This is a genomic window from Haloimpatiens massiliensis (assembly GCF_900184255.1).
GTDB lineage: Bacteria > Bacillota > Clostridia > Clostridiales > Clostridiaceae > Haloimpatiens > Haloimpatiens massiliensis.
In genome coordinates this window covers 2,186,391-2,212,650 of the sequence record NZ_LT854640.1, presented here as the reverse complement: position 1 = coordinate 2,212,650, position 26,260 = coordinate 2,186,391, and the positions used below count along the sequence as shown (strand labels likewise).

Annotated in this window: 25 protein-coding genes; 21 read left to right on the top strand and 4 right to left on the bottom strand. The window is 29.5% G+C overall.

What is annotated here, in order from left to right; all coding sequences use genetic code 11:
* Window positions 1-19: 19 nt before the first annotated feature.
* From C1715_RS18400 to C1715_RS18325, 16 genes are all read left to right on the top strand, one after another.
* Entirely contained in the window at window positions 20-667 is a 648-nt protein-coding gene (locus tag C1715_RS18400) for a hypothetical protein (protein ID WP_102401792.1), read from the top strand.
* Window positions 668-742: 75 nt separating this feature from the next.
* Window positions 743-1,069, top strand: a complete 327-nt coding sequence (locus tag C1715_RS18395) for an AMP-binding enzyme (RefSeq protein WP_207654988.1) — start codon at window positions 743-745, stop codon at window positions 1,067-1,069.
* A gap of 130 nt (window positions 1,070-1,199) precedes the next feature.
* The gene (locus C1715_RS18390) at window positions 1,200-2,978 is read left to right on the top strand and encodes an ABC transporter ATP-binding protein (protein ID WP_102401790.1); all 1,779 of its coding nucleotides are present in this window, start codon (window positions 1,200-1,202) and stop codon (window positions 2,976-2,978) included.
* On the top strand, window positions 2,929-4,728 hold the full coding sequence (locus C1715_RS18385; protein ID WP_207654987.1) for an ABC transporter ATP-binding protein: 1,800 nt from the start codon (window positions 2,929-2,931) through the stop codon (window positions 4,726-4,728). The genes C1715_RS18390 and C1715_RS18385 overlap by 50 nt, the downstream gene beginning before the upstream one ends.
* A gap of 299 nt (window positions 4,729-5,027) precedes the next feature.
* Window positions 5,028-5,597 carry a hypothetical protein gene (locus tag C1715_RS18380; protein WP_102401788.1) on the top strand — a complete coding sequence of 190 codons (570 nt, stop codon included), beginning with the start codon at window positions 5,028-5,030 and terminating at the stop codon, window positions 5,595-5,597.
* A gap of 70 nt (window positions 5,598-5,667) precedes the next feature.
* Complete coding sequence (locus C1715_RS18375) at window positions 5,668-6,147, top strand: ASCH domain-containing protein (RefSeq protein ID WP_341457758.1); 480 nt, start codon at window positions 5,668-5,670, stop codon at window positions 6,145-6,147.
* Window positions 6,144-6,947 (top strand): hypothetical protein, encoded by an 804-nt coding sequence (locus tag C1715_RS18370; RefSeq protein WP_102401787.1) that lies wholly within the window; start codon window positions 6,144-6,146, stop codon window positions 6,945-6,947. Before C1715_RS18375 ends, C1715_RS18370 begins: the two co-directional genes overlap by 4 nt.
* Before the next feature lie 53 nt (window positions 6,948-7,000).
* The gene (locus C1715_RS18365; protein WP_102401786.1) at window positions 7,001-7,438 is read left to right on the top strand and encodes a GNAT family N-acetyltransferase; all 438 of its coding nucleotides are present in this window, start codon (window positions 7,001-7,003) and stop codon (window positions 7,436-7,438) included.
* Between the two features lie 46 nt (window positions 7,439-7,484).
* Complete coding sequence (locus tag C1715_RS18360) at window positions 7,485-7,937, top strand: GNAT family N-acetyltransferase (protein ID WP_102401785.1); 453 nt, start codon at window positions 7,485-7,487, stop codon at window positions 7,935-7,937.
* Window positions 7,938-8,036: 99 nt separating this feature from the next.
* Window positions 8,037-8,426, top strand: coding sequence for a hypothetical protein (locus tag C1715_RS18355; protein ID WP_102401784.1), 390 nt, complete (start codon window positions 8,037-8,039; stop codon window positions 8,424-8,426).
* 188 nt (window positions 8,427-8,614) lie between these two features.
* Window positions 8,615-9,172: a GNAT family N-acetyltransferase gene (locus C1715_RS18350; RefSeq protein ID WP_102401783.1), complete on the top strand. Its 558-nt coding sequence runs from the start codon at window positions 8,615-8,617 to the stop codon at window positions 9,170-9,172.
* Window positions 9,173-9,471: 299 nt separating this feature from the next.
* A complete protein-coding gene (locus tag C1715_RS18345; protein WP_102401782.1) occupies window positions 9,472-10,242 on the top strand; it encodes an aminoglycoside adenylyltransferase domain-containing protein in 771 nt (256 codons plus the stop codon).
* Window positions 10,243-10,311: 69 nt separating this feature from the next.
* Window positions 10,312-10,782: a P-loop NTPase family protein gene (locus C1715_RS18340; protein ID WP_242971999.1), complete on the top strand. Its 471-nt coding sequence runs from the start codon at window positions 10,312-10,314 to the stop codon at window positions 10,780-10,782.
* A 186-nt stretch (window positions 10,783-10,968) separates the two neighbouring features.
* The gene (locus C1715_RS18335) at window positions 10,969-11,343 is read left to right on the top strand and encodes a nuclear transport factor 2 family protein (protein ID WP_102401781.1); all 375 of its coding nucleotides are present in this window, start codon (window positions 10,969-10,971) and stop codon (window positions 11,341-11,343) included.
* Window positions 11,344-11,492: 149 nt separating this feature from the next.
* Entirely contained in the window at window positions 11,493-12,155 is a 663-nt protein-coding gene (locus C1715_RS18330) for a Type 1 glutamine amidotransferase-like domain-containing protein (RefSeq protein WP_102401780.1), read from the top strand.
* A gap of 156 nt (window positions 12,156-12,311) precedes the next feature.
* Window positions 12,312-13,307 carry a patatin-like phospholipase family protein gene (locus C1715_RS18325; RefSeq protein ID WP_102401779.1) on the top strand — a complete coding sequence of 332 codons (996 nt, stop codon included), beginning with the start codon at window positions 12,312-12,314 and terminating at the stop codon, window positions 13,305-13,307.
* Between the two features lie 343 nt (window positions 13,308-13,650).
* Here C1715_RS18325 and C1715_RS18320 read toward each other — a convergent pair whose 3' ends face one another.
* On the bottom strand, window positions 13,651-14,436 hold the full coding sequence (locus C1715_RS18320; protein WP_180964143.1) for a tetratricopeptide repeat protein: 786 nt from the start codon (window positions 14,434-14,436) through the stop codon (window positions 13,651-13,653).
* 726 nt (window positions 14,437-15,162) lie between these two features.
* Between C1715_RS18320 and C1715_RS18315 the strand changes: the two genes are divergently transcribed.
* Window positions 15,163-16,665: a cobyric acid synthase gene (locus C1715_RS18315; RefSeq protein WP_102401777.1), complete on the top strand. Its 1,503-nt coding sequence runs from the start codon at window positions 15,163-15,165 to the stop codon at window positions 16,663-16,665.
* Window positions 16,666-16,795: 130 nt separating this feature from the next.
* Here C1715_RS18315 and C1715_RS18310 read toward each other — a convergent pair whose 3' ends face one another.
* From C1715_RS18310 to C1715_RS18300, 3 genes are read right to left on the bottom strand one after another with little or no spacing between them, the layout of a single operon-like run.
* Window positions 16,796-18,289 (bottom strand): hypothetical protein, encoded by a 1,494-nt coding sequence (locus C1715_RS18310; protein WP_102401776.1) that lies wholly within the window; start codon window positions 18,287-18,289, stop codon window positions 16,796-16,798.
* Between the two features lie 32 nt (window positions 18,290-18,321).
* Window positions 18,322-19,716, bottom strand: a complete 1,395-nt coding sequence (locus C1715_RS18305; RefSeq protein ID WP_102401775.1) for a sensor histidine kinase — start codon at window positions 19,714-19,716, stop codon at window positions 18,322-18,324.
* Window positions 19,697-20,401 (bottom strand): response regulator transcription factor, encoded by a 705-nt coding sequence (locus C1715_RS18300; protein WP_102401774.1) that lies wholly within the window; start codon window positions 20,399-20,401, stop codon window positions 19,697-19,699. The genes C1715_RS18305 and C1715_RS18300 overlap by 20 nt, the downstream gene beginning before the upstream one ends.
* 989 nt (window positions 20,402-21,390) lie before the next feature.
* Here C1715_RS18300 and C1715_RS19585 point away from each other — a divergent pair.
* The 4 genes from C1715_RS19585 to C1715_RS18285 all read left to right on the top strand — a co-directional run bounded on the left by C1715_RS19585 (window position 21,391) and on the right by C1715_RS18285 (window position 26,141).
* Window positions 21,391-21,549, top strand: coding sequence for a hypothetical protein (locus C1715_RS19585; protein ID WP_180964142.1), 159 nt, complete (start codon window positions 21,391-21,393; stop codon window positions 21,547-21,549).
* A 303-nt stretch (window positions 21,550-21,852) separates the two neighbouring features.
* Window positions 21,853-23,085: an MFS transporter gene (locus C1715_RS18295; protein WP_102401773.1), complete on the top strand. Its 1,233-nt coding sequence runs from the start codon at window positions 21,853-21,855 to the stop codon at window positions 23,083-23,085.
* Window positions 23,086-24,132: 1,047 nt separating this feature from the next.
* The gene (locus tag C1715_RS18290) at window positions 24,133-24,693 is read left to right on the top strand and encodes a sigma-70 family RNA polymerase sigma factor (RefSeq protein WP_102401772.1); all 561 of its coding nucleotides are present in this window, start codon (window positions 24,133-24,135) and stop codon (window positions 24,691-24,693) included.
* A 2-nt stretch (window positions 24,694-24,695) separates the two neighbouring features.
* Complete coding sequence (locus tag C1715_RS18285; RefSeq protein ID WP_102401771.1) at window positions 24,696-26,141, top strand: DUF4179 domain-containing protein; 1,446 nt, start codon at window positions 24,696-24,698, stop codon at window positions 26,139-26,141.
* Window positions 26,142-26,260 lie beyond the last annotated feature (119 nt).

The window sequence follows — 26,260 nt, the reverse complement described above, 5'->3', positions numbered from 1 at the left end:
TATAAAGGGGTAAGTAAATATGAAAGTCTTAATAGGACAACCAATACATGAACAAGGAATAGAACAGTTAAAAAAAGAAATAGAGAGCAATAAAGGAATTGATATTGTATTATATCCTGAAGGATACTTATCAAGTGAAGAAGTATTAGAAAGTGCTTGTAATGTTGCAAAAGAAAACAATATTACAATAATCACATCTTATGGAAAAAATAACAAAGATAGAGCAGTAATAATAAATAATAACGGTGAGAAAATTTTAGAAAGGGCAAAAACTCTACCGGATGAACAAATTCAATTAAATCCACCATTGGTAGTTAAATATGGCCAGATGATAGTTGGATATTTATTATGTATGGAGATTCTAAAGGGAGTTAGAGATTTAAAAAATATAAGTGGAAAAATTAATTTTATAGCACATCCAATAGGTGTAGGCATGTTTAGTGATGACCAATTTGATGAGTGGATAAATGAAGCTAGAAGAATTGCAAAAACATATAAAACAATTATAGTGGGTACAAGCCACGCAGACGGTTCCTATAAAAATTGCGGGATATCCATGCCTATTGCGTATTGTATTGATAGTAGTGGAGAACCTTTATTTATATCAAAGTCAGATACAAGAACTCGAGTTGTGAACCTGAATACAAAAGAAAGCAAGCTCATATAAGCTTGAAAATATACTAAATTCATACAAGGTGGGATGTAAAGATGAAACTTGTTGTTATATTTGGACCGCATGCTGTTGGCAAAGGTATCATCAAACAATTCAATTGTGTTTTTAGGAAGAAGTGATCAACAAGTTAAGTTGAGAGGTTATAGGATTGAGTTAGAAGAAATTGAATCACAGATATATTGCATTTCAGGAGTTAGAGAAGCAGAAGTAATATTTAATAAAGATAGCATTAATCCCATGATATATGCATTTGTTATGTTTGAAAATTGTTGTACAGTTGAACATGTAAAGAATTCACTAAAAGAAAAACTTCCTGACTATATGATACCGGATAACATCCTTGAAGTTAGTTCACTTCCCATTCTAATAGTGGTAAGGTTGATAGGAATAAATTGAGAAGTGAGTTTTTAGAGAATGTTTCTGGATAAATAGTTTAGCAAACAGGATATAAATGGATTTACTTTTTATAAATGTAGGTTGTTTTTCGTATCAAAAAATAGGGTTGTAAAACGAGAAAGGATTTACTATGAGAAAATATGATGAGAAAAGAAAAAATAAGATATTATCTTTAATAAAAATTGTTACACTTTATTCTCCATTTCATTTTGCAGTATGTTTAATATTAACCATTGTAGAAGGTTTAATGGTGCCTTTTATGCTGTTTACTGTAGCAAAATTTATTGATGCAGCAATGACAGTAACATCGTCAAATCCGGAAATTAAAACAATGTTAATATACTTAGGACTCACAGTTCTTGGCTATTTGTACACGCAATTAGGTCAAGATTTTCGACAATATAGTTACAATTTATTAGAAGATGATTTGAGAAAAGAATTTAAAGCACAAATTATTAAAAAGCAATTTTCTATTGATTATTTGCTGTTTGAAGCGACTAAAACTCAAGACCTTTTGTTAAGAGTTACACAAGATATTGAAATTAAGATTGTAGATGTAATTCGTTCAGTTAATACTGCAATTTCAGTATTAATACAACTATTTGGTGTTCTTTATGCGGTTGCAACAGTGAACTTGTGGATTGTTTTCGTATATCTATTTATTATTATTCCTACAATACTTCTGACATTCAAGAATGGTATAGTCGTCTATGAAGAAGAAAAAAAGGTTGGATTTGTTACACGACAGATGAATTATTTGTCAGAAATATTGGTTAATAGGGAAACGGCCAATGAAAGAGCTTTATTCGGATTTTCCCCCTCTCTTAACAAAAGATTCATGAAAGCACATCTGTTTAGGTCAAACTATAATACTAAGGTTTTAGCTAAAGAGACATCAAGCAGTATGATGGTGAATGTTGTAGCTAGTATTGCAGCTGTATTTATTATTTTTATGTTGTCACGTAAAGTATCCAGTGGTGCGTTATCAGTAGGTATGTTTACGTCTATATCAGGAAGCATGATTAGTTTAAGTAAGATAGTTGCTTTTCAGTCATCTGAATTGATTTTAGAATTCTCAAGACACTATGAGTATGCGAAAGATTTAGATGAGTTTACAAAACTGAAAAGGAACAGATTAGAAAGTTCAGAGATTAGAGAGAAAATACCATTTGAAAGTCTTGTGATAAAAGATCTTTGGTTTAGGTATGAGGATTCTGGAGAATACATTTTGAGAGGAGTTAATTTATCACTCAATAAGGGTAAATCTTATTCACTGGTTGGATTGAATGGAGCTGGTAAATCCACCTTGGCAAAAATTATGGTAGGGTTATATCGTGATTATGAAGGTGAAATACTTCTAAATGGAAAGGACTTAAAGTCGTATAAATTTGGAGAGTTAAGAAGTATATTTTCTGTAGTTTCTCAGGACTTTGCAAAATATTATGTATCACTAAAAGAGAATATAGCATTTGAAGATTCAGAAGCAGATATTAGTGAAGTGATTAGATTGATGGAGTTAGAGGGAGTAGTTAATGATTTACCTAAGAAAGAGAATAGTCATCTAGGAAAGATCTATGATGATGGAAGTGATCTATCTGGTGGGGAGTGGCAAAGGCTTGCCATTGCACGTGTTTTATACTTGAATTCGCCTTTCATGATAATGGATGAACCCACTGCAAGCTTAAGTCCAACGGCAGAAAGTATGATTTATAACCAGTTTTTAAACATAGCCAATGAAAAGACTCTATTTATGATAACTCATAGGTTAGGTTCAACAAAAATAACTGATGAGATTATTGTGCTTGATCAAGGACAAATTATTGAAAAAGGAACTCATGAAGAATTAATGAAGAATGATAATGTCTATGCACAATTATTTAGAAAGCAAGGTGAAATGTATGACAAATAAAAAAATGTCTGGGATAGGGGTTATAAGAAGATTAATAAAATATACTTGGCATGCAAGCCCTATAACATTTGTTCTACTTGTTATCTCTTCCTTATTTATGAGTGCCCTTGGATTCCTTGAAATTGTTTTAATAAAGACATTGTTTGATAGTATTGTAGATGTTGCAAATGGAGCAACAATAGATTTGATTTATAAGCCTATTCTAAGTTTACTAGTGATTCTGGCATTGTATCCTTTTGGGGAATGGATTGAGTACATGGCAAAAGGCTATTTTTGGAGACGTGGCAGTGGATATATGAAATTTTTACATCATAATCGTACAAAACTTATGAAGCCTATAGAGTTCGAGGATTCAGCTAATATGGATAGGCTGAAAAAAGCAAGCTTTGGCAGTGAGGATGCTCCCAGTGGACTTCGTGTTATTGTACAGATTTTGTTTTTATATATACCGTATATTTTAAGTTTATTAATATATTTGATGAATATAAATCCTGTGTTGGTACTTGTAATTGTTCTGATTTTTATCCCTACATTATTATTAGAGAAAATTAGGGTAAAACAAAGTTTTGATTTTGAAGATAAAATGGGCAACAGGAGAAGAAAAACTGAGTACTTTGAAAAATGTATCATATCAAGAGAATACTTTAAAGATACATTGCTTAATGGTTCCTTTGAGTATTTCTATAAACTATTTAATGAATCAAACAAGGAATTCAGTAAAGAATTTGTTTCTACTAAAAGACATATCCTTAAGTTATCAGTGTTTATGAAGTTGCTAAATTCTATAGGATTCTTAAGTGTACTTATGCTTTTAGTGTATTTTGTCTACTCAGGAGTTATATCAATTGGTTTGTTTGCAGCTATTTATTACTCTATTTCTAAAATAACAACAATGCTGAGAAGAGCAATTGAAGACCTGGGAAGAGCACTTGTTGGTATTTCAAATACTTCATTCTTAGTGAGACTTCTTGATGATAATTGTAACTTAGGTCAGGATGCTGATATTCTAAAGGATCAAGATATTCAATTAAAAAATGTAAGTTTTGCTTATCCAAATGCTAGTGGAAATGCGCTTAAGAACATCAATCTTACCATTAAGTCTGGAACATCCTTGGCAATTGTAGGAGAAAATGGTTCGGGGAAAAGTACATTGACGAAGGTAATTATGGGGTTATATGACCCTACAAAAGGCCAGGTTTTGTACGGAGACAAATCACTCCATACTTATTCAAGTGCTTCAAGGTTCAAAGGAATTAGTGCTGTTTTTCAAAATTTTATTAAATACAAGTTGTCAATAGAGGACAATATCAAAATCAGTAATATCACATCTGAACTAGCAATAGAGGATTTTCTCCATAAGGTAGATATAAATTTACCTGAACTAAATATCAAAGGTAACACAATTCTATCTAGGGAGTTTGGAGGTCAAGACCTTTCAGGTGGAGAATGGCAAAGAATTGCAATCGCCCGTGGGCTTTATAGGACACATAATCTAATTGTATTGGATGAACCTACTTCAGCTATTGACCCAATTGAGGAGGCTAATGTATTTGAGTCTTTTAAAAGGATAAGTGTTAAGAAAACATGCATTTTTGTAACTCATAGATTAGGTTCAACTAAAATTGCAGACAGAATTATAGTTATGGATAAAGGTGAAATAGTAGAAGAAGGAACTCATTGGGAATTGTTAAACATGAAAGGTAGATATTACAAGCTATTACAATCGCAAGCACAGTGGTATGAACGTTAGGGTGTGTATGCTGAAATAATGTGTTTTGTTTAATTTATAATTATCACAAAGGTAGGGGGGCGTAAAACATGTGATGGAAAATTCATCCAAATACTAATGCTTTTAATGATTGTTTTGATTCAATAATTGTTGCTTTGGCAGAGTATTATGGATACGATTCTATGTTGTTAAAGTTAGGTTGCTATTCTTATAAATTCATAGAAAGTAATTATTATTAAGGGAATAATTAGATTATTTAGGAATTTTAAAAGAAAATGAGTGCACGAAAAATATTTGAGGAATTTTAGGGGGCATAAATTATGAATTTAGTTTATCATGGATCACCAAGTGGAGGCTTAAGAGTAATTAGGCCACATGTTTCTACACATGGGGAAGCTTATGTTTATGCTACAAAAAACAAAGCGCTTGCATTACTATTTTTACAAAGATGGAATGATTTTATTTTCAATGTGGCATATGGATATGATAGTATTTTGGAAATTACCGAAAGGTATGAAGGCGCATTAGAAGAAATACTTGATAATAAAAAGGGATATATTTATACATTGGATGGAAGTGTTTTTTTAGAAGAACAGACGAGATTTGAAGGAGAAGTTGTTTCAAAAGGTGAAGCTCAAGTAATTAATGGAGAAAAAATTCAGAATATACTTGAAAAACTTATGGCAATGGAGAAACAAGTAAACATCAGAATTTATAGATATCCAAGGAGGCATCCAGATATACCTTCAGATGATTCGGATTTAGTTGAAGAAGCAGTATACTTTTATAAACAAGGTAAAACGGATATTATTGATTATTGTATTAAGAAGCATCCTAAATTGAAAGATAAATTGAAAGAAGCTTATAGAGGTAATGAGTATAAACTATAGTTCACCACAAGCTACATTTTTTTATGTTTTAAATGAACAATATTAAATTATAAGATAAAGGGGAGTTTAAATGATGGAACAAGAGCATAAATCAGTGAAAAAAATGTGGGAAGATTATTTAACATCTATAGGGGAGAATATCACCACTACTAATAAAAATTACACTTCATGGTATTTTTGCAATAATGAAAAAAGTGCTAATAATTTAGCTGAATTAGTTAATAAGGGAATAAAAAGAGGAACCTCCTCACTTTATTGTCTTTATGAGTTAGAAAAAGAGGAATTGCCTAAGGAAGGGGAATATAGCGTTATTACTGATTGGAATGGAATAGCAAATTGCATTATAAGAAACAAAAATGTTGTTTTAGTTCCGTTTAGAGATGTAAATGAAGAATTGGCTGAAATAGAAGGTGAGGGAGATAAATCTTTAAAATATTGGAGAAAAGTGCATATAGACTTTTTTACTAAAGAATTAAGTGAGAAAGGAATGAATTTTTCAGAAGACATGTTGGTAGTATTTGAAGAATTTCAGGTGGTGTACAAATATTGATATTAAATGAAGTTTTAGAAAATATAAAACTATTACAATTTGAGTTACAAAAGGTAAGTTCATTAATACAAAGTGAAATTATTAGTGTGATTATTGATGGAAGTGTTATAAGGGGAGACTTTATTGAAGATTCCAGCGATATTGATATTACAATTACAACGTTAAATAAAAAGGTAGATTTACAAGTTAAGCAGCATATAGAAGAAGTAGTGAAAAATATTCAAAGTAAACTGCCCAAAAGAGGATATCCAAGAAAACCTTTAATTTACGATATTCAATGGCAAGATATTGATACTGTAAAAGACTGTGGGCAAAGGCGATTAAATGAATGGAATTTAAATAATATTCCAAGAGGATATCCAAAATTGTGGCTATATGCTTTTGATAGCATTAAAAATCATAAGGTAATATATGGACAAGACATAACAGAGTTTTATACTAAAATTGAACCTAAATCTTTTGTTCCTATTCGCGTGGAAAGAATACAAAGATCTGTTATGGATTTAAATGATAGGGTTTCTAATTACGAATTGGATAAGGGAGGTATAACTCAAATAAAAAATGCTTGGGAAGCCATTAGGTGTATATGTATACATAATGGCATGTTAAGCATAAGGAAAAGTGATATTTTTCTGTTCTCTAAAACTATCTTTTCAGATAGGGCGGACTTGGAAGTAATTGAAGATTTATATTATTTTTATTTGAACAAACAAAATGTCAAACTTCTGCAGGGAAATTTTAGACGGAAACTATACTATTTTACGCTTAATATGATTCAAAAATATTATTTAGAAAATTAGCAAATGTATTAAAGACAAAATATATTAATTTATAGAATATAGGGGCTGGGAGCATGAATATTATTTTTAAAGAAATAAATAGAGAGAACTGGGAAGAATGTATTGACTTAGAAGTATTAAGTGAGCAGAAGGAATATGTTGCTACAAATTGGTATTCTATATTGGAGTCTAAGTTTGAAGAAGAGCTTTATCCATTATGTATTTATGATGGAGATGCTATGGTTGGTTTTTTAATGTACGATTTAGATCCAGAAACAAAAAGAATTGAAATGAGTAGATTAATGATTGATAAAAAATTTCAACATAAGGGGTATGGAAAAGCAGCTATAGTTAAATTGCTAGAATTGATTAGGGAGAAGTATGGCAAAATTAAATTTTACACAAGTGTTGTACCTGAAAATATAGTTGCCAAGAAGCTATATGAAAGCATGGGATTTGAGAAAACTGGTGAGATAATGTGGGAGGAAGAAGTAATGGTGGTGCAACTGTAAAGAATATGCAGTAACCATAAATTTTTATGACTATTGGGGTGAGACTATGGAAATAACCTTTAAAAATGCTACAGAGGAAGATAAAGACAAAATATTTGAGTTAAATAAAAATCTTATTGAAAAGTACGAAACTAATTTCCAGCTTGATTTTCAAAAGATATTTACTTGGATTAAGAAAAAGATACAAAATAATATAGAAAGTTATATGTGTATTTATATTAAAGGTGTTAAGGTAGGATATTTTTATTTGCACACTGATGGAGAAAAGCTTGAACTGGATGATTTATATATTTTTAAAGAATTTCAAGGAAGAGGTATAGGGACGGAAGTTCTGAAATATATTGATTTAGTTTCAAAAGATAAAAATAAGGATATATTTCTATATGTATTTGTTAAAAATAAGGGAGCTGTTAATTTATATCTTAGAAATGGATATAAAATTGTAGAGAATATCCATGATAGTAGATATATAATGGAAAAGTCTACAACTATTAAGTGATTTTATAATAAAAGTATTTATACAATTACAAATACATATGTTTTGTACAATAAGTTATAAATGTTAAAACATAAATAGGGGAGGAAAAAGGGGGCATAAATGTTGAGAAAAAATGATGAAAGTAAAAAAATATCTGAAGTTATTCTACAAATTGCATGGTTTATATTAATGTTGAGTGGTGTTATATATGGATTTTATCAAAAAAATTATATGGAAGTCATTCTACTTAGTACTTTTGCTGTAGTTAGTTTTTTAGAAATACTTACTTATATAAAAGATTATAGAGAGAATAAACATAAACAATTGTTTGAATTTATTTGGGGAATAATATGGCCTATACTACTATTTATTTATTTCATACATACACTTTATGAAAAAAGATACTCAGAATGTATTCTTTCAGGCATTTTGGTGGTATTTGGTTTTAAGCAAATATATGCTTGTATAAAAAATATAAAGAAAGTAAGTATTGATAAAGAAAAAATATAATTAATAAATAGTAAATATATAGTGCATACAGTGTGAAAAACAGAATTATTAAGTAAGTTTAGAACAAAACGAGTAAGAGTAAGAGAATTTAGGATTAAATTATATAAATACAAATGGACTTAAAAAATAAACGTAAATAACATTAGATATAAAATAATATTATTTATGTTTAGAAATGGGGTGGAAGTATGTTCAAATATATAGTAGACAATGATATTGAGTTAAAGCTGCCTAATAAACAGGATGCTGAGCGCTTTTATAAATTAATTGATAATAGTAGAGAACATTTAAAAAGGTGGCTGCCTTGGGTAATAGAAACTAAATCAGTAGATGATATAATGTCTTTTATAGAAGAAGCTCAAAGGCAATATGTTTCAGATGAGGGATTTAAAGCAATAATTATTTTTAAAGGGAAGTTTGCAGGATTGATAGGTTATTATAATGTGGACAAGAGTAGAGGAGCTGTATCTATTGGATATTGGCTTGGACAGGAATACCAAGGGAAAGGAATAATGACAAAAGCTTTAAAAGTATTTCTTGACTATGGATTTAAAGAAATGGAATTAAATAAAATTGAAATCACTATTGCAGAAGAAAATTTAAAAAGCAGAGCACTTCCTAAAAAGTACGGTTTTACAGAAGAAGGAATAATTAGAGATGCTGAATGGCTAAATGATAGATATGTGAATCATATACTATATGGATTATTAAAAAGAGAATGGATAGGAAAGAAAAGAGAAGCATGAAGAAAATGACCAAAAATTTCTAAAGTTATATTCAGTGTATCTCAGAATATGCTCCAAGAAATTAGTGGAGGAAAACCAAAACCAAGTTGTAATAGCATAATTAATACAGGACACAAGAAAATAGAGATCATAGGTCCAATTATACCCAATGAGGTACTAAAAGTTTTTTATGGATACGAGTTTATACCTAAAAGCAAGCGCATTAAGTAATAGTTGAAAACAATTATTAAATATTATTAAGGGATTATAGAGAATGTAAAAAGATTAATTTAAATAATGAAATTGAGGATGGATGAATAGTGAAATCTGTAGAAAATATATTGGATAGTATTATTGAAAGTTACCATGATATTTTACAGGATAATCTTATAGGTATTTATATTCATGGGTCTTTAGCAATGAATTGTTTTAATCCTGATGTAAGTGATATTGATTTATTAGTTGTAATAAAGGAAAGAATAAATTTTAATACTAAAAGGCAGTTAATAGATATTTTATTGAAGCTGTCTAAGAAGGGACCACATAAGGGGCTTGAAATGAGTATTTTATTAGAAGATGATGTAAAACATTTTAGATATCCTACGCCATTTATTTTACATTATTCAAATGTTCATAAGGAAAAATATGAAAACGACTATAGTTATATGTGTGAAGATGGACAAGACCCAGATTTAGCTGCGCATATTACGGTTACTATTGCAAGGGGCATTTGTATTTTTGGGAAGTCTATAAAGGATGTATTTGAGCCTGTTCCTCCAAAATACTATTTTAAATCAATTCTTTATGATGTAGATAATGCAAAATCACAAATACTTAATTTACCCGTGTATACCATTCTAAATCTTTGCAGGGTTTTATATTATCTTAAGGAAGGGGCAATATGTTCTAAAAAAGAAGGAGGCGAATGGGTGTATTCTAATGTTTCTTTACAGAAGGAGTACGTTGATATTATAAAAGAAGCTTTATCATCCTATGAAAATACAACTAAATTTAATTATAATCCCCAATCATTAGTTGATTTTGCAGACTTTATGTTAGAGAAAATTTATTTGAATTATAATCTTGAGTAAAGATACTATAAGAAATTTAGTGTATTCATTGAGGTGAAGATGTTGAGCAAGATATATATAATCGGGATAGTGGCAAGTGGAAAAACTACTTTAGCTAAGGAATTATCAAAAAAATTAAAAATTCCTCATTATGAGTTGGATTGTATCGTTTGGCATAAAACTGATAAAGGTAGATATAAGCGAACCCCGGAGCAACAAGTGGAGGTCATTAAAAATATTGATAGATTAGGAGATTGGATTATAGAAGGTACTTATAGAGAAAGTTGTCACTTATTATTTCATATGGCTGATAAAATAATTTTCCTTGATACCCCACTTTGGAAACGAAAATGTCGTATTTTATTACGTTATGTGAAGCAGCAACTTAAAATAGAGAAATGTCATTACAAATCAGATTTAAAAATGTTAAAACTAATGTATAAATGGACTAGGGATTTTGAAAAAAATAGAGTGAATTTTCAAGAAATGCTGAACCAATATGAAGACAAGTTAATTACTGTTAAAAAAGCAGACAATATTGATTTTACAAAATTAGTGTAGCCATAAAAATGTTTATATGGAATAATATGCGTAGAAACAGGCAAATAAGAGAATACAGAAAGATATAAAAGATAAGTAAGGCAGAAAATAGAGGGTAAGATAGGTGACAGTTAAGTAATTTTTAAGATAGTAAATAGGGATTTAATATTTAATTTATATATTTATAAGAAGGAGAGACGCAGACATATGATAAATGATAATGACATGTTAAAAGAAGTAATAGACCTTGAGAAAAAATCACTCAAGTCAGAAATACGAGCATCTAGAGAAGAGTTAGATAGATTGATAGCAGATGAATTTATTGAGTTTTGTTCATCAGGTTTTGTATGTGATAAAAAAGATGTTTTAGAAGGTATACCTAATTCAAAACCAATAGAAATAAAGGCATATGACTTTAAAGGTAAAATTTTATCAAAGGATGTTGTTTTGATTACTTATTCGACTATTATAGGCATTGGAGATGAAGCGAAGGCCATGAGAAGTTCCATATGGAAACTTGTTGATAATAGGTGGCAGATGATTTTTCACCAAGGAACAAAAATTAAAAATAAATATGATTAACCCAAAAAAAGGTATAATTCAGGTAATGTAATGCTTTTTGTGGCAAAATCATAAATATAGTTATTTGCAATAATCTTATGATTTTGCAAATATGAATTCAAGGATATAAGGGTATATAATATAGGATTTTACTTAATGGGAGGATTAAAATGGTAAATACATTATTAAGTCAGTATAATTTTAATGAAGAATGGGCTAGAGATACAATGAGAAAATATATAAATTGTAATGATAAAGTTGCAATTATTCCATTTTCATTTGGTAAAGGGATAAGTAATGATATGGATTGGCAGAATATGTACAACAAAAATAATGGTAAGTACTACAGAGAAACAGTTGGGCCTTTTGTAGATTTAGGAATTAGTGAAGAAAATATTATATGGATTAACTATTTTCAGCATACTGTTGAGGAGATGAAGAAAATTATAGAAAGTAGTGATATTTTATTCTTAACAGGTGGTGATACTGAAAATGCAGTTGAACGTGTTTTAGAAAAGGGTTTACTTCACAGCATAGAGAAGGGTAAAGTAATTATTGGATCAAGCGCAGGAGCTTTAATGCAACTTAAAAATTATTATATATCGACAGATGAGGGCAATCCAGAATTTAAATATTGCGAAGGGCTGGGATTAATAAAAAAGAATTTTTACATTGAAGTACATTATGAAGATAATCATATACAAAACAAGTGCATAGAGCGGGTATTAAAAGAAAAAACAGATAGTATTTATGCTATTAAAAACACTGGAGGAATTGTATTAGATGAGGATGAAATAACACTAATGGGTGATGTAGTTACGTTTAATAGATAGGGGGAGAGTCTTAGTGGTAGATAAAAATGAATTGATAAATTTGTGAAATTATTAATAAAGTAGTTTAACTAAATTATACCGGCTTATTCGATAGTTTGTACATTTATAAGAAAAATGCTGTATAATAATAATAAAAAGCATAGGAGAGGGATATAGATGAATAGCTTTATAAAAGCAGAGGCTGTTTTTGAAGGTGGAGGCATAAGAGGAATAGGCATAGTAGGAGCTCTTAAGAGCTTTGAGGAACATAATTATATATGGCAAAGGGCAGCAGGAACTTCTGTAGGAGCTATTATAGCAGCACTTGTAATAGCAGGATATAAAGCTAAGGAATTAGAGAAGATATTGTCCGAAATGGATTTTATAAAATTCTTAGATAAAGATTCTGTTAATAAAATACCATTATTTGGAGCGGCATTAGGGATTTTTAGAGATAAGGGTATATATTCGGGGGATTATTTTGAAAACTGGATAAAAGAGCTTTTAGAGAAAAAAGGTATAGTTAAATTTAAAGATGTTATGGAAAATGGAGAGAGTAAGCTAAGGGTTATAACCTCGGATATAACTTTAAAGAGAAAAGTGGTTCTTCCGGATGATTTGGTGGATTATGGAGAAGAACCAGGAGAATTTTCAGTGGCTAAGGCTGTGAGAATGAGCATAAGCATACCTCTTTACTTTAAGCCAGTGGAGTTTAAATATAAGAATGAAATTAGTTATATGGTAGATGGAGGAGTTACTTGTAATTATCCCATAAATATATTTGACACGGATAATATGAAAACGCCTATAATAGGATTCAAGTTTAAAACAAAAGAGAAGGAAGAAAGCTTGACTTCAAAAGGCAAGAATGATCCTATGTCCTTTTTATTTGATATAGCTAGTACTATGAGTGAATACTCTATATACAAAGAACTCAGTGAAAGGGATGTTGCCAGAACTGTATTTATTCCTGTGGATGGTGTAGAATCAACAGAGTTCAATATTACTAAAGAGAAAGCTGCAGCATTATATACAGCAGGATATTATGCAGGGAAAAGATTTTTAGAAATTTGGAATTTTAAAGATTATAATAAAAGGTTTAGAAGAAAGAGCAATGTGAAATTTAGTATAGATAGTTTTATAGGAAGTTTATTTAGTAAGAAAAGACAATAGTTGTAATGAAGTTATTGTAATGAGTTATAATAGAAAAAATAGAATTGAAATATAAATGAATATATATAAATAAAATAGGGCACGGCTAATTATTTTTAATGAGAGTGTAAAAAAATTTGTAAACAGCTTTTTATGATAATAATTTTAAGGGCATGGAGATTATGAAGTATTTCTATGCCTTAATTTTAATATTAATGAAATAGATTGCACAACAAGAACACCCTAAAAGGGTGCTTTTTCATTTTTCACAATCCTATAGGTTTTTAATAAGTTAACTTTCCTTCAAAATGTTATGCATGCTTTATTATAAATTTATAAATTTGTGTGAATTTATACTTATTCATTATTTAACCAGTTTTTGTCCGCTTACTTTAGGAGTGCATGATATTTTGTTTAATCTTCTTTGAATTTTATAGGTTATTTTATTATAATTTTTAGAATTAGCACCATATTCTTTTGCTGAAAGAGATAAGGCGGCTGTGTAATATTCTTTTTGAACTTCATCATAACCAATGGAATCTAGAGTTTTCCCAATATAAAAATAAGTATTTATAATACTTTCATTGTCACTAAATTTAGATGATACTAGTGAACTCATGGCTTTATCTAAGCTTTTTAAGGCAGCTTCATAATCACCGAGGCGTCTTAAAGCTTCTCCTCTAAGAGATAAAAACATTCCATATAAGACGCTATCGTTATTTTTAAGATTAGATATTCCTTGTTCAATAGAAAGAAGTGCTTCTTTGGGATTATTTATCTTTAGTTCAGCGTCACTTAGATAATACCACATTATAGGGCTCTTGCTATTATAGGGTTTTTTAATTTGAGCTTTATAGTAGTTAACTACGTTTTGAAAATAATAAGGATACATTAGAGGGTCGTCCACATAGTCAGAACCATTTTTCTTTAATACTTCTACTTTGTACGCATCTCTAGTATCGTGATTCCATATAATAAGTTCTTTCTCTCCATCCCCATTAATATCTTCATTTATTGAATAAGAAGAAGCTTTTATATGAGAAGATTTTTTGTTGTCCTTAGAAGGAAAAGATATATTTAAAAATTCTATTAAATTTTCTATAGAAATTTTAGTTCCAAATGCATTTGCTGTTTTATAATTAGTAGGCATAAAAATGCCTCCAATAGATAAAATAAAGCAAAAGGCTAAAGGAAGTGTTAACTTAGCTAATTTTTTACTATACATGTTAATCACCTCGATAAAGTTTAATCTTAATTACTATTTTAAAACAATTTATTAATAAATTCAAATATACTACATTAATAATACAATAAATAACAGAAATATGTGTTACAGAAAATTTACAGAGTATTGTAAATAAATTTAAGCTATTTGATAATCTAATGTTTAAAGGAAAAGTGTAAGCAAGTGAAGTAGTTAAGTATAATATAGCAGATATAGATACTTTACAAAGTATTGCAATATCAAGGGTAAATTGTTAATATAAAAATTAGAAAGAGTGAAAAGTATATAAGAATTTGAAATGTAAGGCACATTGAAATAAATAACAAGTCAGTATGCTAATCTATTTTGCGTCATACTGCGTCAGCAGAACCCACCGATAGTTCTACTAGCGGCGGAACCTGCTTCCTTGTCTGACACAAAATATACCAGCATCTTTGACTTGTTATTTATTTTCATGTACCTAATGACGTAAATTTTTAATATAAGAAATCCATAATCTTTATAAAGATTTAAAAATATAAAAATCATATTTAAATTTATTTTGTAGTAGAAGTTAAAAATACAAGTGAGAGTTGTAAATAGAGAATAGCTAGGTAATATAATTAAGTTTTAACATCAAATTATAAACAAACTAATAGAGGGGGAAAATTTATGGCTAAAATAATGATTCAGGGAACAGCATCTTCAGTAGGTAAGAGTATATTAGTAGCAGCTTTATGTAGAATATTTAAGCAAGATGGATATAAGGTTTGTCCGTTTAAATCACAAAATATGTCTTTAAATTCATACATAACATTAGACGGAAAGGAAATGGGGAGGGCACAGGTACTCCAGGCTTATGCTGCAGGACTTGAACCAGAAGTATATATGAATCCTATTCTTTTAAAACCTACATCTGATAAAAAGTGTCAGATAATAGTTAATGGTAAGGTCTATGGAAATAGTACCGCTATGGAATACCATAACATGAAATTGGAATTTAAAGATATGTTAAAAGAGCATTTTGAAGAATTAGAGGAAGAGTTTGACATAGTGGTAATGGAAGGTGCTGGTAGCCCTGCTGAGATAAATTTAAGAGATAGAGATATAGTCAATATGGGTATGGCGGAGCTTATAGATGCTCCTGTACTTTTAGTAGGAGATATAGATAAGGGGGGAGTTTTTGCTTCACTGGCAGGAACGATGCTTCTTCTTAATGATGAAGAGAGAAAGAGAGTAAAAGGAACTATAATAAATAAATTTAGAGGAGACGTGGAAATATTAAAACCTGGCCTTAATATGTTAGAAGATATAATAAAAATACCATGCTTTGGCGTGATTCCACATTTTAGGTTAGCACTAGAAGATGAAGATGGAGCTGTAAGTTTCAACAAAGAAATTAAAGGAGATATTGATGTGGCTGTAATTAAGCTTCCACATATATCAAACTTTACAGATTTAGATGCACTTAAAAATGAAGAGGATGTTTCAGTAAGATTTGTTGAAACGATAGAAGAGTTTGGAAATCCAGATCTTTTAATAATACCAGGAAGTAAGAATACTATAGAAGACTTGATTTCTTTAAGAAAAAATGGACTAGAAGATAAAATTAAAAAGTACAGTGAAACTGGAATGGTCATAGGCATATGTGGAGGATATCAAATGCTAGGGGATTTGCTTAAAGATCCATATGAAGTGGAGACAGCGGTAAAGGAAGTAAAGGGCATGGGACTTTTGAATATGACTACTACATTTGAAAAGGAGAAGGTTACCACTAGGGTAAATGCGGAACTTCTACAGGAATTGGAAGGACACAAAATTACAGACAAAACGGTCTATGGCTATGAGATACACATGGGCATAAGCTCCTATGGTGAGGGGTGCAAGCCGCTTTTCAAAATAAAGGATAGAAATGGAGAAAAGGTAGATGTATTTGATGGGGCTATAAATGATAAAGGGAATGTAATGGGTACATATATACACGGAGTTTTTGATGGATTAAGCTTTAGGGATTATGTGGTAAATACCTTGAGAATGAAAAAAGGATTACAGCATAAAGTTGTTAATGAATATGAAAGCTTAAGGGAAAAGGAACTAGATAAATTAGCAGATATAGTTAGAGAAAATCTAGATATGGAGCAGGTATACAAAATAGTAGGGGTGAAACAAGCATAAATTGAGAAGTAATTTATGTTTTTAGTGGACTAGTTTATCAGTGTGCTAGAGGGCTAGATAAAAGAAGATTAGTAATTTGCAATTAAAAAAGCTAGAGTTATTCTTATAAAAGGAATACTCTAGCTTTTAATCATTTTTTACTTTTTTCACTTTTTATAAAGTCCCTAAAGCTTTGAGTCCATTTTTCTACATAGTCTCCAGTAGCCCACTCTGCCATGATTATTGATTCATTCCCCTTAATAGGGATTTCTTCTATGGCCTCTGAAGATAGAGTTCTGTTTTCTATAGAGTAAATATAAAGATTGTTTCTAGAAACTACTAGGGCTATATCTCCATTTGGTGAAGTAAATACATCTGTGGCACTAGGAATATTGTTTTTTACATCACTCCAAGACAAGGATAATTCATCGTAAGTTAAAAGTTTCTTAGGAGGAAAAACGTTTAAGTCAAAATCTATATAGTCATTTTGATTTTCAGTAGAATTCAATCTTCCCATCATAATCCAATGACCATTTCTTCTGGATAACCTAAAGTTTTCTTCATCAATAATTTGTTGTTGAAAAGCTTGTTTTTTGTCACTACGTACAGATAAAAAAGAATTTATACTATCTTTTAAAATTCCAGAGCCTATGTTGCCCACTAGGTCAGATATTTTTATTCCTTTTTTATTTTCTAAGTTATCTACTGGTAGTACTTGAAGTTTATTTAAAGTATTATTATACACAGAGCCTATGGAATATTCAGTGCCTATATAATCATTAGATATAAATAAAATATTTCTAAATAAATTTTGTTTAGAACTTTTAAAAGGAAGTTTAATCAGTTTAGAGTTTTTATTATCACTACCATCTACTGTATGAGAGTCTATAGCATCTTCTATAATACCTTTTGTTGAAATTCTATTTACATCTATAGACCAAAAACCAGTTTTTCTAGGAAAAAATATTCCTTTGTGTTCTAAAATATTAGTTGTTTTTTTATCTTTTGATGAAATCCAGATTGTTCTATAAGTTGAAGGAGAATTTGATATATCTGAACTTTCAGAGCGAAGTCCAATGAAAACTCCTGAATTAAGCTGAGAATCTTCACTGACATTTTTATTTTTATAAGTAGTGTTATTTTGTATTTTTTCTACATTTTTAGTGTCGTCAGAAATTTTTTGTAGTATAAAGAATGTTTCATCCATATAAATTAAAAGTTTATTTTTATCTATAAGTATAAAATCATAGAAAAGATTCTCATTACAGGTTACAGAAATAATTTCTATTTTATCTTTTTTTATACCTAAATCCTTTGGTACTACTTTATAGTTATAAAATAAATAGTCAACGGCGTTTACTACTTTAACTTTATATTTAGGATATTTACAAGCTTCATCTGAAAATATAGCTCCTTTTTCATTGAATTCTGCTGTTTTTCCTATAGTAGATTTATTAGGTTTAATATTTTTATTAGGAGTTTTATAATCCACCACTTTCCAAGTTCCTTGTATAGGAATAAGCTTGTTTTTAGGCGCAGTTATTTTTTCCTTGGGATTAATGTTGGGAAATTTACAAGATTGTGTAAAAAACCCTAGTAATAATATGATTATTAAAATAGGTATAAGTACTTCCTTTTTCTTCATTGTATATTATCTCCCTGTGTATTTTTTCGAAATTAAATTTCTATTGGAAGCTTAACAGAAATGTTTGTTCCAATATTAAGCTCACTGGTTATGATGAAAAATCCATTATGTAGCTTTATTATCTCATCGCATATAGATAATCCTATTCCATTTTTAGATTTGCTACTTTTACCTTTGTAAAATTTTTCTTTAATTTTTGGAAGATCATCTTCACTTATGCCATAGCCAGTGTCGTCCACATGAAGTATTAGATATTTATTTTGAATTTCTGTCCAAACTGTTACTGTACCACCTTCTGGTGTGAAATTAAAAGCATTATCTATAAGATTTAAAAGTACCTGCTTTATTCTATTAGGATCCATAGCTACAGTTGGAACATTCTCAATTTTTTTAACTATAAAATTAATATTATCTCTATTAGCACGAGGACTCATTTGTTTTCTAATGTATTCTAGCAATATATTAATATCTACCATTTCTTTATTTAAAGTAATTTTACCAGATACAAATTTTGAAAAATCTAAAAGTTCTTCTACCATGTTAGTAAGACGTTCACTTTCTTCTTCTATTATTTGAAGGCCATCCCTTATAAGGTTTTTATCATCTAATTCATCAGTTTTTAAGGTTATAGCCCAACCCTTTATAGAAGTCAAGGGAGTTCTTAGTTCGTGGGAGACAGACGATATAAATTCATTCTTTAGCTGTTCTTTTTTTAGTATTTCATCTGCCATGTAATTTAGGGTATCGGAAAGTTTACCAACCTCATCGTCATATATCTTAGTATTACGTACTTTTAAGTCTCCACCAGCCATTTTTTGTGCTACATCTGTTAAGCTTTTTATAGGTCCTACTATTGTATTAGACATAAATATACTTACAACTAGGGCTGTAAACAAAGTAATAAATCCAATAGCGGATAGAATCATTGATATAGCAAAAATTTCTTTGTCCACGGGTGCCAAAGAAGTTATAAATCTAAGGGCACCTACTATTTTATTATTGGATTTTAAAGGGTAGGTTACAGAAAATACTTTATGCTTAGAATAGGGTACATTACCATGCCATTTCCCTAGGTTACCATCAAGAGCACTTTTAAAGGATTCATCATTAATTATTTCAGAAGGAATTACACCTATAGAATCCATTAGTATATTTCCTTTTTCATCTATTATTTGAACTTGAGCTGAAGTTTGTTTCCAAAACGCATCTACATTTTCTTGAACATTTTCCTTTAAAGATGAATTTGAAAAATATTTTGTATAAAATTCAGAGGAGATTTTTACTTGATTAGTAAGTGAGTCCTCTATGTTTTTATAATAATATTGTTTAGTACCACTTATAATAAGCGTTTCAAATATGGCTACAGTTATAAAAATTACAGTTAGAAAATTTAAACTAAGACGTTTTTTAATGCTGTTCATTTTTATTCCACCTATAACCTGTTCCCCATACAGTTTCTATATATTTAGGATTGGAGGAACATTCTTCTATTTTTGTTCTGAGACGTCTTATATTTACATCTACGATTTTTGTATCGCCTATAAAATCTAACCCCCAAATTGTATTTAATAATTCGTCTCGGCTAAATGCCTTGCCGGGGTTTTCAATAAATATTTTTAAAATCATATATTCTTTAGGAGTTAAATCTAGTTCTAATCCATTTTTGTAAGCTTTTTGAGAATAAGTATCTAATTTAAAAGGATAGAACTCTATTATAGTGTTATCTTTGATATCGCCATCTTTTTCTTCAATTCTTCTTAAAAGGGCTTTTATTCTTAAAACTAATTCTAATGGATTAAAAGGTTTAACTACATAGTCGTCAGCTCCAAATTCTAATCCCATTATTTTATCCATATCTTGACCTTTGGCTGTTAGCATTATTATTCCCATATGAGGAAATTTTTCTCTAAGTTTTCTACAAACTTCAAAGCCATTTATTCCAGGAAGCATTACATCTAATAAGGCTATCTGAGGTCTTTCCATGAAAGCTTTTTGTATGCCCTGTTCTCCTGTTTCAGCTTCTATAACTTGAAAATTATTTCTTTGTAAATTTATTTTTAAGAATCCTCTTATGGAGCTCTCGTCTTCTACTACTAATATTTTTTCTACCATTATAAAACACCTCAAACTTATAATTTCATTTATATATTAATTATATACTTTCATAAAGATATAAGTAACCCCTAACAGGATTTCTGTGTGCGCTAAAAAGTATCTTATTATAATAATTTAATAAATATAAAGCTTTAATGAGTTACAAAATTATAAAAAAGTATTACAAAAGTATTACAATAATTAAAGTATTGGAAATTAGAGATTAAGAATTGACAAAAAAGTAAAAGGATACTATAAAAAAGATCATAAAAAAAGGAAGCCCTACGCTCTGGCTTCCTAAGGGGGTTAAATTTCTAATAATTAGAAATTTGAGGGGAATAATTGTTAAGGAAAACAATTTTCAAGGGAAATGCTAAATGGAGAAACTAAACATTTCACACATTTATGAAAATAGCTTTACTGTAATTTAATTATACAAGAAAAATGAATTATTATCAATAGATAAATTCAAAAAATATAAAAAATTTAGGCGCAAAAAGTAAATAAATTATTAACAAAATCTATGTTTGAACTAATGGCCATAGAGATTTACAAGATATGAATAATTTAAGTGCAAATAATTACTTTTTTAGACAAATGAAAGAAGCTAAGAATACGTTTTCAATCATGTGTACTATATATGTACATAATATTTTATTATACGACTAACTATTATAATATTTCTTGCAATTAAGCTTCATTTTAGTATTAAAATAGCTTCATAAAGACATTTAAAGACTTTTATAAAAATAGTTAAACAGTACAATTTGATAACTTTGAGAAAATTTAAGTAATAGGTGTTTAAATTTAGATAAAGCGAGTATAAGTGGAACAAGTGCTATGGTGAAACCCATCCAAATAATATTATGTTATAAGAATATTATTTGATTTGTACGATAATTAAACAATTTTTGTGAATGGATTAAAAAAACTTTACTAATGTTATTTTAGAGAGTATAATAAATTTTGTAATATTATAAAATTATGAATATGAAGGAGGTGTAAGTATGTTTTTACAACTTTTGGTATATGAAAATTCTAATGTTATAGGAAATGCTAATTTAAAAGCGAATTTTAATTTTAATGGGAGAAGTGCGTCTAAAATTACATATAGTAGTATACTGAAAGAGAGTAAAAATGTATTTGCTGAAATTCATAATTTATAAATTAATTTAAATTTATTTAGTTTATATAAAATATATGGAATTTATTGCCGCTAGCATTTTTGCTTAGCGGTTTTTTAGTTTTATAATAGTCAATGTTTATAAACAATAGAATTTTGGAATATAAAGCCCTTTAGTATACAAATAGTGATACTGATGGGCTTTTTTATATCAATTTAAATGTTATAACTCATAGAGTTAAGAGAAGAGGTGAGCATCAAAATTTAATACGGGGATATTTATTAAAAACATGATGATGAAATCTAAGATTATCAAACTTTATATGCATAAAAGGGGGAATTTATAATGAATTATTTAAAGAAGCTTTTAGAACCATACAAGGGATTACCCAAAGAGATATATGTAATATTTGCATCTAAAATTATAAATGCTATGGGATGCTTTGTAGGACCACTTATGACACTTATTTTAACTAAGAAGATAGGACTTTCAACAGAAGCTGCAGGACTTTATATGAGCATATCAGGACTTTTGTTTATGCCAACAGGTGTAATCGGTGGAAAACTTGCAGATACTGTAGGAAGAAAGAAAATGATTATTATATTTGAAGGTTTAGCTTGTTTTTTATATATAGTGTGTGGATTTATGGAACCCAGTATATATATGATATACGTACTTATGGCAGCAGGTGCTGTTATGGGATTTGCAGGACCTGCACATGATTCCATCATAGCAGATTTAACAGAACCAAATAATAGAAATGCAGCTTATGCTCTTGATTATATGGGTTGGAATATAGGATTTGCTGTAGGCCCTGTAATTGGAGGACTTTTATTTGAGAATCATCTTAAATGGGTATTTATAGGGGACGCTTTAACAGCACTTATTGGTTTGACACTTATATTTTTCTTTGTTAATGAAACTATTCATCTTACAAAAGAAGACATAACTGATGAAAGTAGAAAACTTGAAAAGAAAGAGGAGGGATCCATGTTTAAGGTTTTGTGGAATAGAAAAATTTTATTGTATTTTGCTATTATAACTTTTGGATATAATTTTGTTTATAACCAATGGGGATTTATGTTCCCTCTTCAAGTTTCACAGGCTTACGGAGCTTTAGGCTCAAAATATTATGGATATTTAGCTAGTTTCAATGGAATTGTAGTTATGATTATGACTCCATTAATTACAAAGATATTAAATAAAACAGAAAATTTAACTAGTATAGTATATGGAGGGATTTTTTATACTGTAGGTTTTGGAATGCTTGGTTTAGTAAACAGCATGATATTTTTCTTCATATCTGTTTTTGTGTTTACTATAGGAGAAATAATTTTATCTATAAGTGTTATGCCATTTATAGCTAATCACACTCCTATTTCTCATAGGGGAAGAATGAGTGGAATACTTCCACTTATAATGGGCTTTGGATATATAGCAAGTCCTGTAGTTATGGGAAAAGTTTTAATGTATATAAGTGTACAAAAGGCTTGGTTTATATTAGGAGCAGTAGCGCTTATATCCGCTATGTTTATGAAGGCGCTTAAGAAGTTAGAAGATAATAGTGTGGAAGTATAAGGATATTGTGAAGCAAGTGCTATAAGAAAAATCACACTTTAAGTCCGTGAAAAAATTGTAATTTGGGACTAATCACAATACGCTAAGAACTTCTACATGTTTGCAGATTTCAATCCCCTAAAACCTTAACTCGCTCCTTGCGTCTCTCAAACAAGAAGGTTTCTTAACGGGAATTGAAATCTGCAAACATAAGAAGTTCTAAAGCTAGTTCCATAGTCCCAAATTACAATTTTTTCACTCCCTTAAAGTGTGATTTTTCGGTTCATGCATAAGCTATCTATGGGAAAATACAGCTAACTAAAGGATGATTTTCTTCCATTATGTTACGAAAAATCTTTAATTAGATAAAAAGTTAAAGTGACAAAAGCTAAAATTATTTCATTCAATGAAATAGTTTTAGCTTTTCTCTTTAACGCTTTAAAAATCTTTTATTGGCGGTAGCCAGCTTAAATACAAAGATATGGTTAAGAACTTGACTTTCGCATATGAATTTCAAGAGTTACATTATTTTTTAAATTTAAAATTACTACTAACCCATTTGTAGCCTGGTAATTAGAGATTAGGTGCTAAACGAAAGGCTACGCCTAAAAAATATTATGAGCGCTTTCTCATTTATAAATTAAAGATTTTCCGTAACGTAGTGGAGGAAAGTCATCCTTTAGTAGGCATCTCCTCTCAAAACATATACATATTAAACTAAAAATCTGATTTTAATGTAGTAATAAATGTGGAATTGGGGACTATTGAACTAGCCTTAGAACTTCTTATATCTTACAGTTAAAGAACCGTTAAGAAGCTTTCATGTTTGAACGAGGAACGAGTGAGTTTGAAAGCTTTAGGGGCTTTAACTGTGAGACATTTAGAAGTTCTTGGCGTATTGTGAACAGTCCCAAATTACAAATTTATTACGGAATTAAGATCAGATCTTTTTCAATGTGTTATGTCACAATATATTCTAAGTATTTTAATTTTTTTGATATACTAATGTCAGAAAACCATAAGTTCCTTCGTATTATGTTATGAGAAGCTTCTCAAGGAGGTATAGGCATGATTGTAGATGAGAAAAATTTCATAAAACAAATGAAAAAAAGAAATCCCAAGGCTTTGGATTTTGTTGTGGATAATTACAGCAATTTGGTATTCAAAGTTGTGCATAATGTTTTGAATTCAAGTTTTCATTCACAATATGTGGAAGAATGTGCAAATGATATATTTTGGTCTATATGGACTAATATCCAAAGTTTTCAAGAAGAAAAGGGAAATTTTAAAAGTTGGATAATAGCAATATCAAAATACAAAGCTATAGATTATAAAAGAAAATTATTTAAGCATAGCACTGTTGAATGTATAGATGATTATTCTTTAAGTGATGATAAAAATACAGAGGAAACTATAGTATTAAAAGAAGATACAGAGGAACTTATGAAAGCAATAGATTGCATGAAACAACAGGATAAGGAGATATTCATAAGAAGGTACTTTCTTTGTGAGGAAATAGAGAATATAGCAAAGGACTTTGGAGTAAATAGAAATTCCATAGATAAAAGACTTTCAAGAGGACGTAAATTCCTAAAGGAAAAGATTATATGTTTGGAAGGAGATATATAGTTATGAATAAGGATGGTTTAACATTGGAAGAGAAAGATTTATATAAATTGTTTAATGAAATAGAAATAGATGAAAGTGAGTTTGATGATGAGTCTGAAAAGGTAAGTACTATTGAAAAGGAGAGAATGAAGAAAAAGCTTCATAAAAAAATTAATAATAATAAGAGAAAATCAATATTAAAGTATGGTTCGGTAGCGGCGGCTATAAGCTTGGTATGTTTAATAGGTGTAGGAAAGGCGGCACCATCTTTTGCAAAGGATGTACCAATCCTTAATTCTATTATACAAGCACTTAATGCAAATATGGGTGTTTATGAAGAAAATAGTAAATATTCTGAGGTAATAAACAAAAGTATTGAAGATAATGGAGTGACATTTACTTTAAATGATATAATAGCGGATGATTCAAAAATAATAGTAAGTTACACTATAAAAAGTGATAAAAAAATTAGAGATTTACATGGAGTTGGTTTGGGGAGATTTTTAGAAATAAATAACCAATATTTCGCATCAACAGGAGATGGTGTAGGACAATATATAGATGATTATACTTATGTTGGTAAGGAAGAGCTTAGTATTAGCCCATTTCAAATTCCTAAAAAATGCAAAATCAATCTTGATATAGATGAAATAGGGGATGTAAAGGGAAAGTGGAATTTAGCCTTTACCACTTCAAAGGATGAAATATATAAAGAAAGTGTTACGTTTAAACCAAATACTAAAGTGGATTTTCCACAGAGTACAGTAAATGTAAATAAGGTTACTTTTTCTCCCATGGGAACTTATATTTCAGTAAATGGAAATTATAAAGATGAAAGTGTTAAAAAACCTTTTGATGTTGGGGTGTTTGATTATTTCTATTGGATGATTTATGACGATAATGGAGAACAAATTGTATCAAGGAGCATAGGCGGTGGAACCATTGACATGAATAAGCCAACTTTTCAATCTCAAATGGAATATAATAGAGTGAACCATATTCCTAAGTATTTGACTGTTGTACCATGTAAAGTTAATCCTTATAAAGGCAGTGTAATGGGTTCTTATAAAGATGGTAAAGAAGTTACAAAAGTAAATAAGGAGGGGTATGAATTTAAAGAAGTTAGCAGTATCATAGATGGAGCATATCCTAAAGAACTTTCTCAAGGTAAAATAGGAAAAATTGTAGTGAATAATATAAAAGTAGAAGATGATAAGACTATAGTTAATTTTACAGCAAAGGGAAAAGCACCGTATCTTCAATCTTCTGAAGTTTATATAAAGGATCAGAGGGGAGAAAGAGTTTCAGTAAAAATGCCTTTAGCAGCAATGAACCCAGAAAAGCCTAATGAATATACTATAGTATATGAAGCCTTAAAGCCTAATGAAAAATATAGCATTTGTACAAGTGATCTTTCTAATGTGGAAGTAAGAGAAGACTTGAAGTTTAAAATTGAACTTAATAAATAGTAAGGTACATGAAAAGAAATAACAATCAAAGATGCTGGTATATTTTGTGTCAGACAAGGAAGCAGGTTCCGTCTTTGGTGATACTATGGGTGGGTTGTTGACGCAGTATGATGCAAAAT

Coding starts and splice junctions, on each gene's coding strand:
- C1715_RS18400 (WP_102401792.1), top strand. CDS start 20: ATGAAAGTCTTAATAGGACAACCAATACATGAACAAGGAATAGAACAG.
- C1715_RS18390 (WP_102401790.1), top strand. CDS start 1,200: ATGAGAAAATATGATGAGAAAAGAAAAAATAAGATATTATCTTTAATA.
- C1715_RS18385 (WP_207654987.1), top strand. CDS start 2,929: ATGTCTATGCACAATTATTTAGAAAGCAAGGTGAAATGTATGACAAAT.
- C1715_RS18380 (WP_102401788.1), top strand. CDS start 5,028: ATGAATTTAGTTTATCATGGATCACCAAGTGGAGGCTTAAGAGTAATT.
- C1715_RS18375 (WP_341457758.1), top strand. CDS start 5,668: ATGATGGAACAAGAGCATAAATCAGTGAAAAAAATGTGGGAAGATTAT.
- C1715_RS18365 (WP_102401786.1), top strand. CDS start 7,001: ATGAATATTATTTTTAAAGAAATAAATAGAGAGAACTGGGAAGAATGT.
- C1715_RS18360 (WP_102401785.1), top strand. CDS start 7,485: ATGGAAATAACCTTTAAAAATGCTACAGAGGAAGATAAAGACAAAATA.
- C1715_RS18355 (WP_102401784.1), top strand. CDS start 8,037: ATGTTGAGAAAAAATGATGAAAGTAAAAAAATATCTGAAGTTATTCTA.
- C1715_RS18350 (WP_102401783.1), top strand. CDS start 8,615: ATGTTCAAATATATAGTAGACAATGATATTGAGTTAAAGCTGCCTAAT.
- C1715_RS18335 (WP_102401781.1), top strand. CDS start 10,969: ATGATAAATGATAATGACATGTTAAAAGAAGTAATAGACCTTGAGAAA.
- C1715_RS18330 (WP_102401780.1), top strand. CDS start 11,493: ATGGTAAATACATTATTAAGTCAGTATAATTTTAATGAAGAATGGGCT.
- C1715_RS18325 (WP_102401779.1), top strand. CDS start 12,312: ATGAATAGCTTTATAAAAGCAGAGGCTGTTTTTGAAGGTGGAGGCATA.
- C1715_RS18320 (WP_180964143.1), bottom strand. CDS start 14,436: ATGCCTACTAATTATAAAACAGCAAATGCATTTGGAACTAAAATTTCT.
- C1715_RS18315 (WP_102401777.1), top strand. CDS start 15,163: ATGGCTAAAATAATGATTCAGGGAACAGCATCTTCAGTAGGTAAGAGT.
- C1715_RS18310 (WP_102401776.1), bottom strand. CDS start 18,289: ATGAAGAAAAAGGAAGTACTTATACCTATTTTAATAATCATATTATTA.
- C1715_RS18300 (WP_102401774.1), bottom strand. CDS start 20,401: ATGGTAGAAAAAATATTAGTAGTAGAAGACGAGAGCTCCATAAGAGGA.
- C1715_RS19585 (WP_180964142.1), top strand. CDS start 21,391: ATGTTTTTACAACTTTTGGTATATGAAAATTCTAATGTTATAGGAAAT.
- C1715_RS18295 (WP_102401773.1), top strand. CDS start 21,853: ATGAATTATTTAAAGAAGCTTTTAGAACCATACAAGGGATTACCCAAA.
- C1715_RS18290 (WP_102401772.1), top strand. CDS start 24,133: ATGATTGTAGATGAGAAAAATTTCATAAAACAAATGAAAAAAAGAAAT.
- C1715_RS18285 (WP_102401771.1), top strand. CDS start 24,696: ATGAATAAGGATGGTTTAACATTGGAAGAGAAAGATTTATATAAATTG.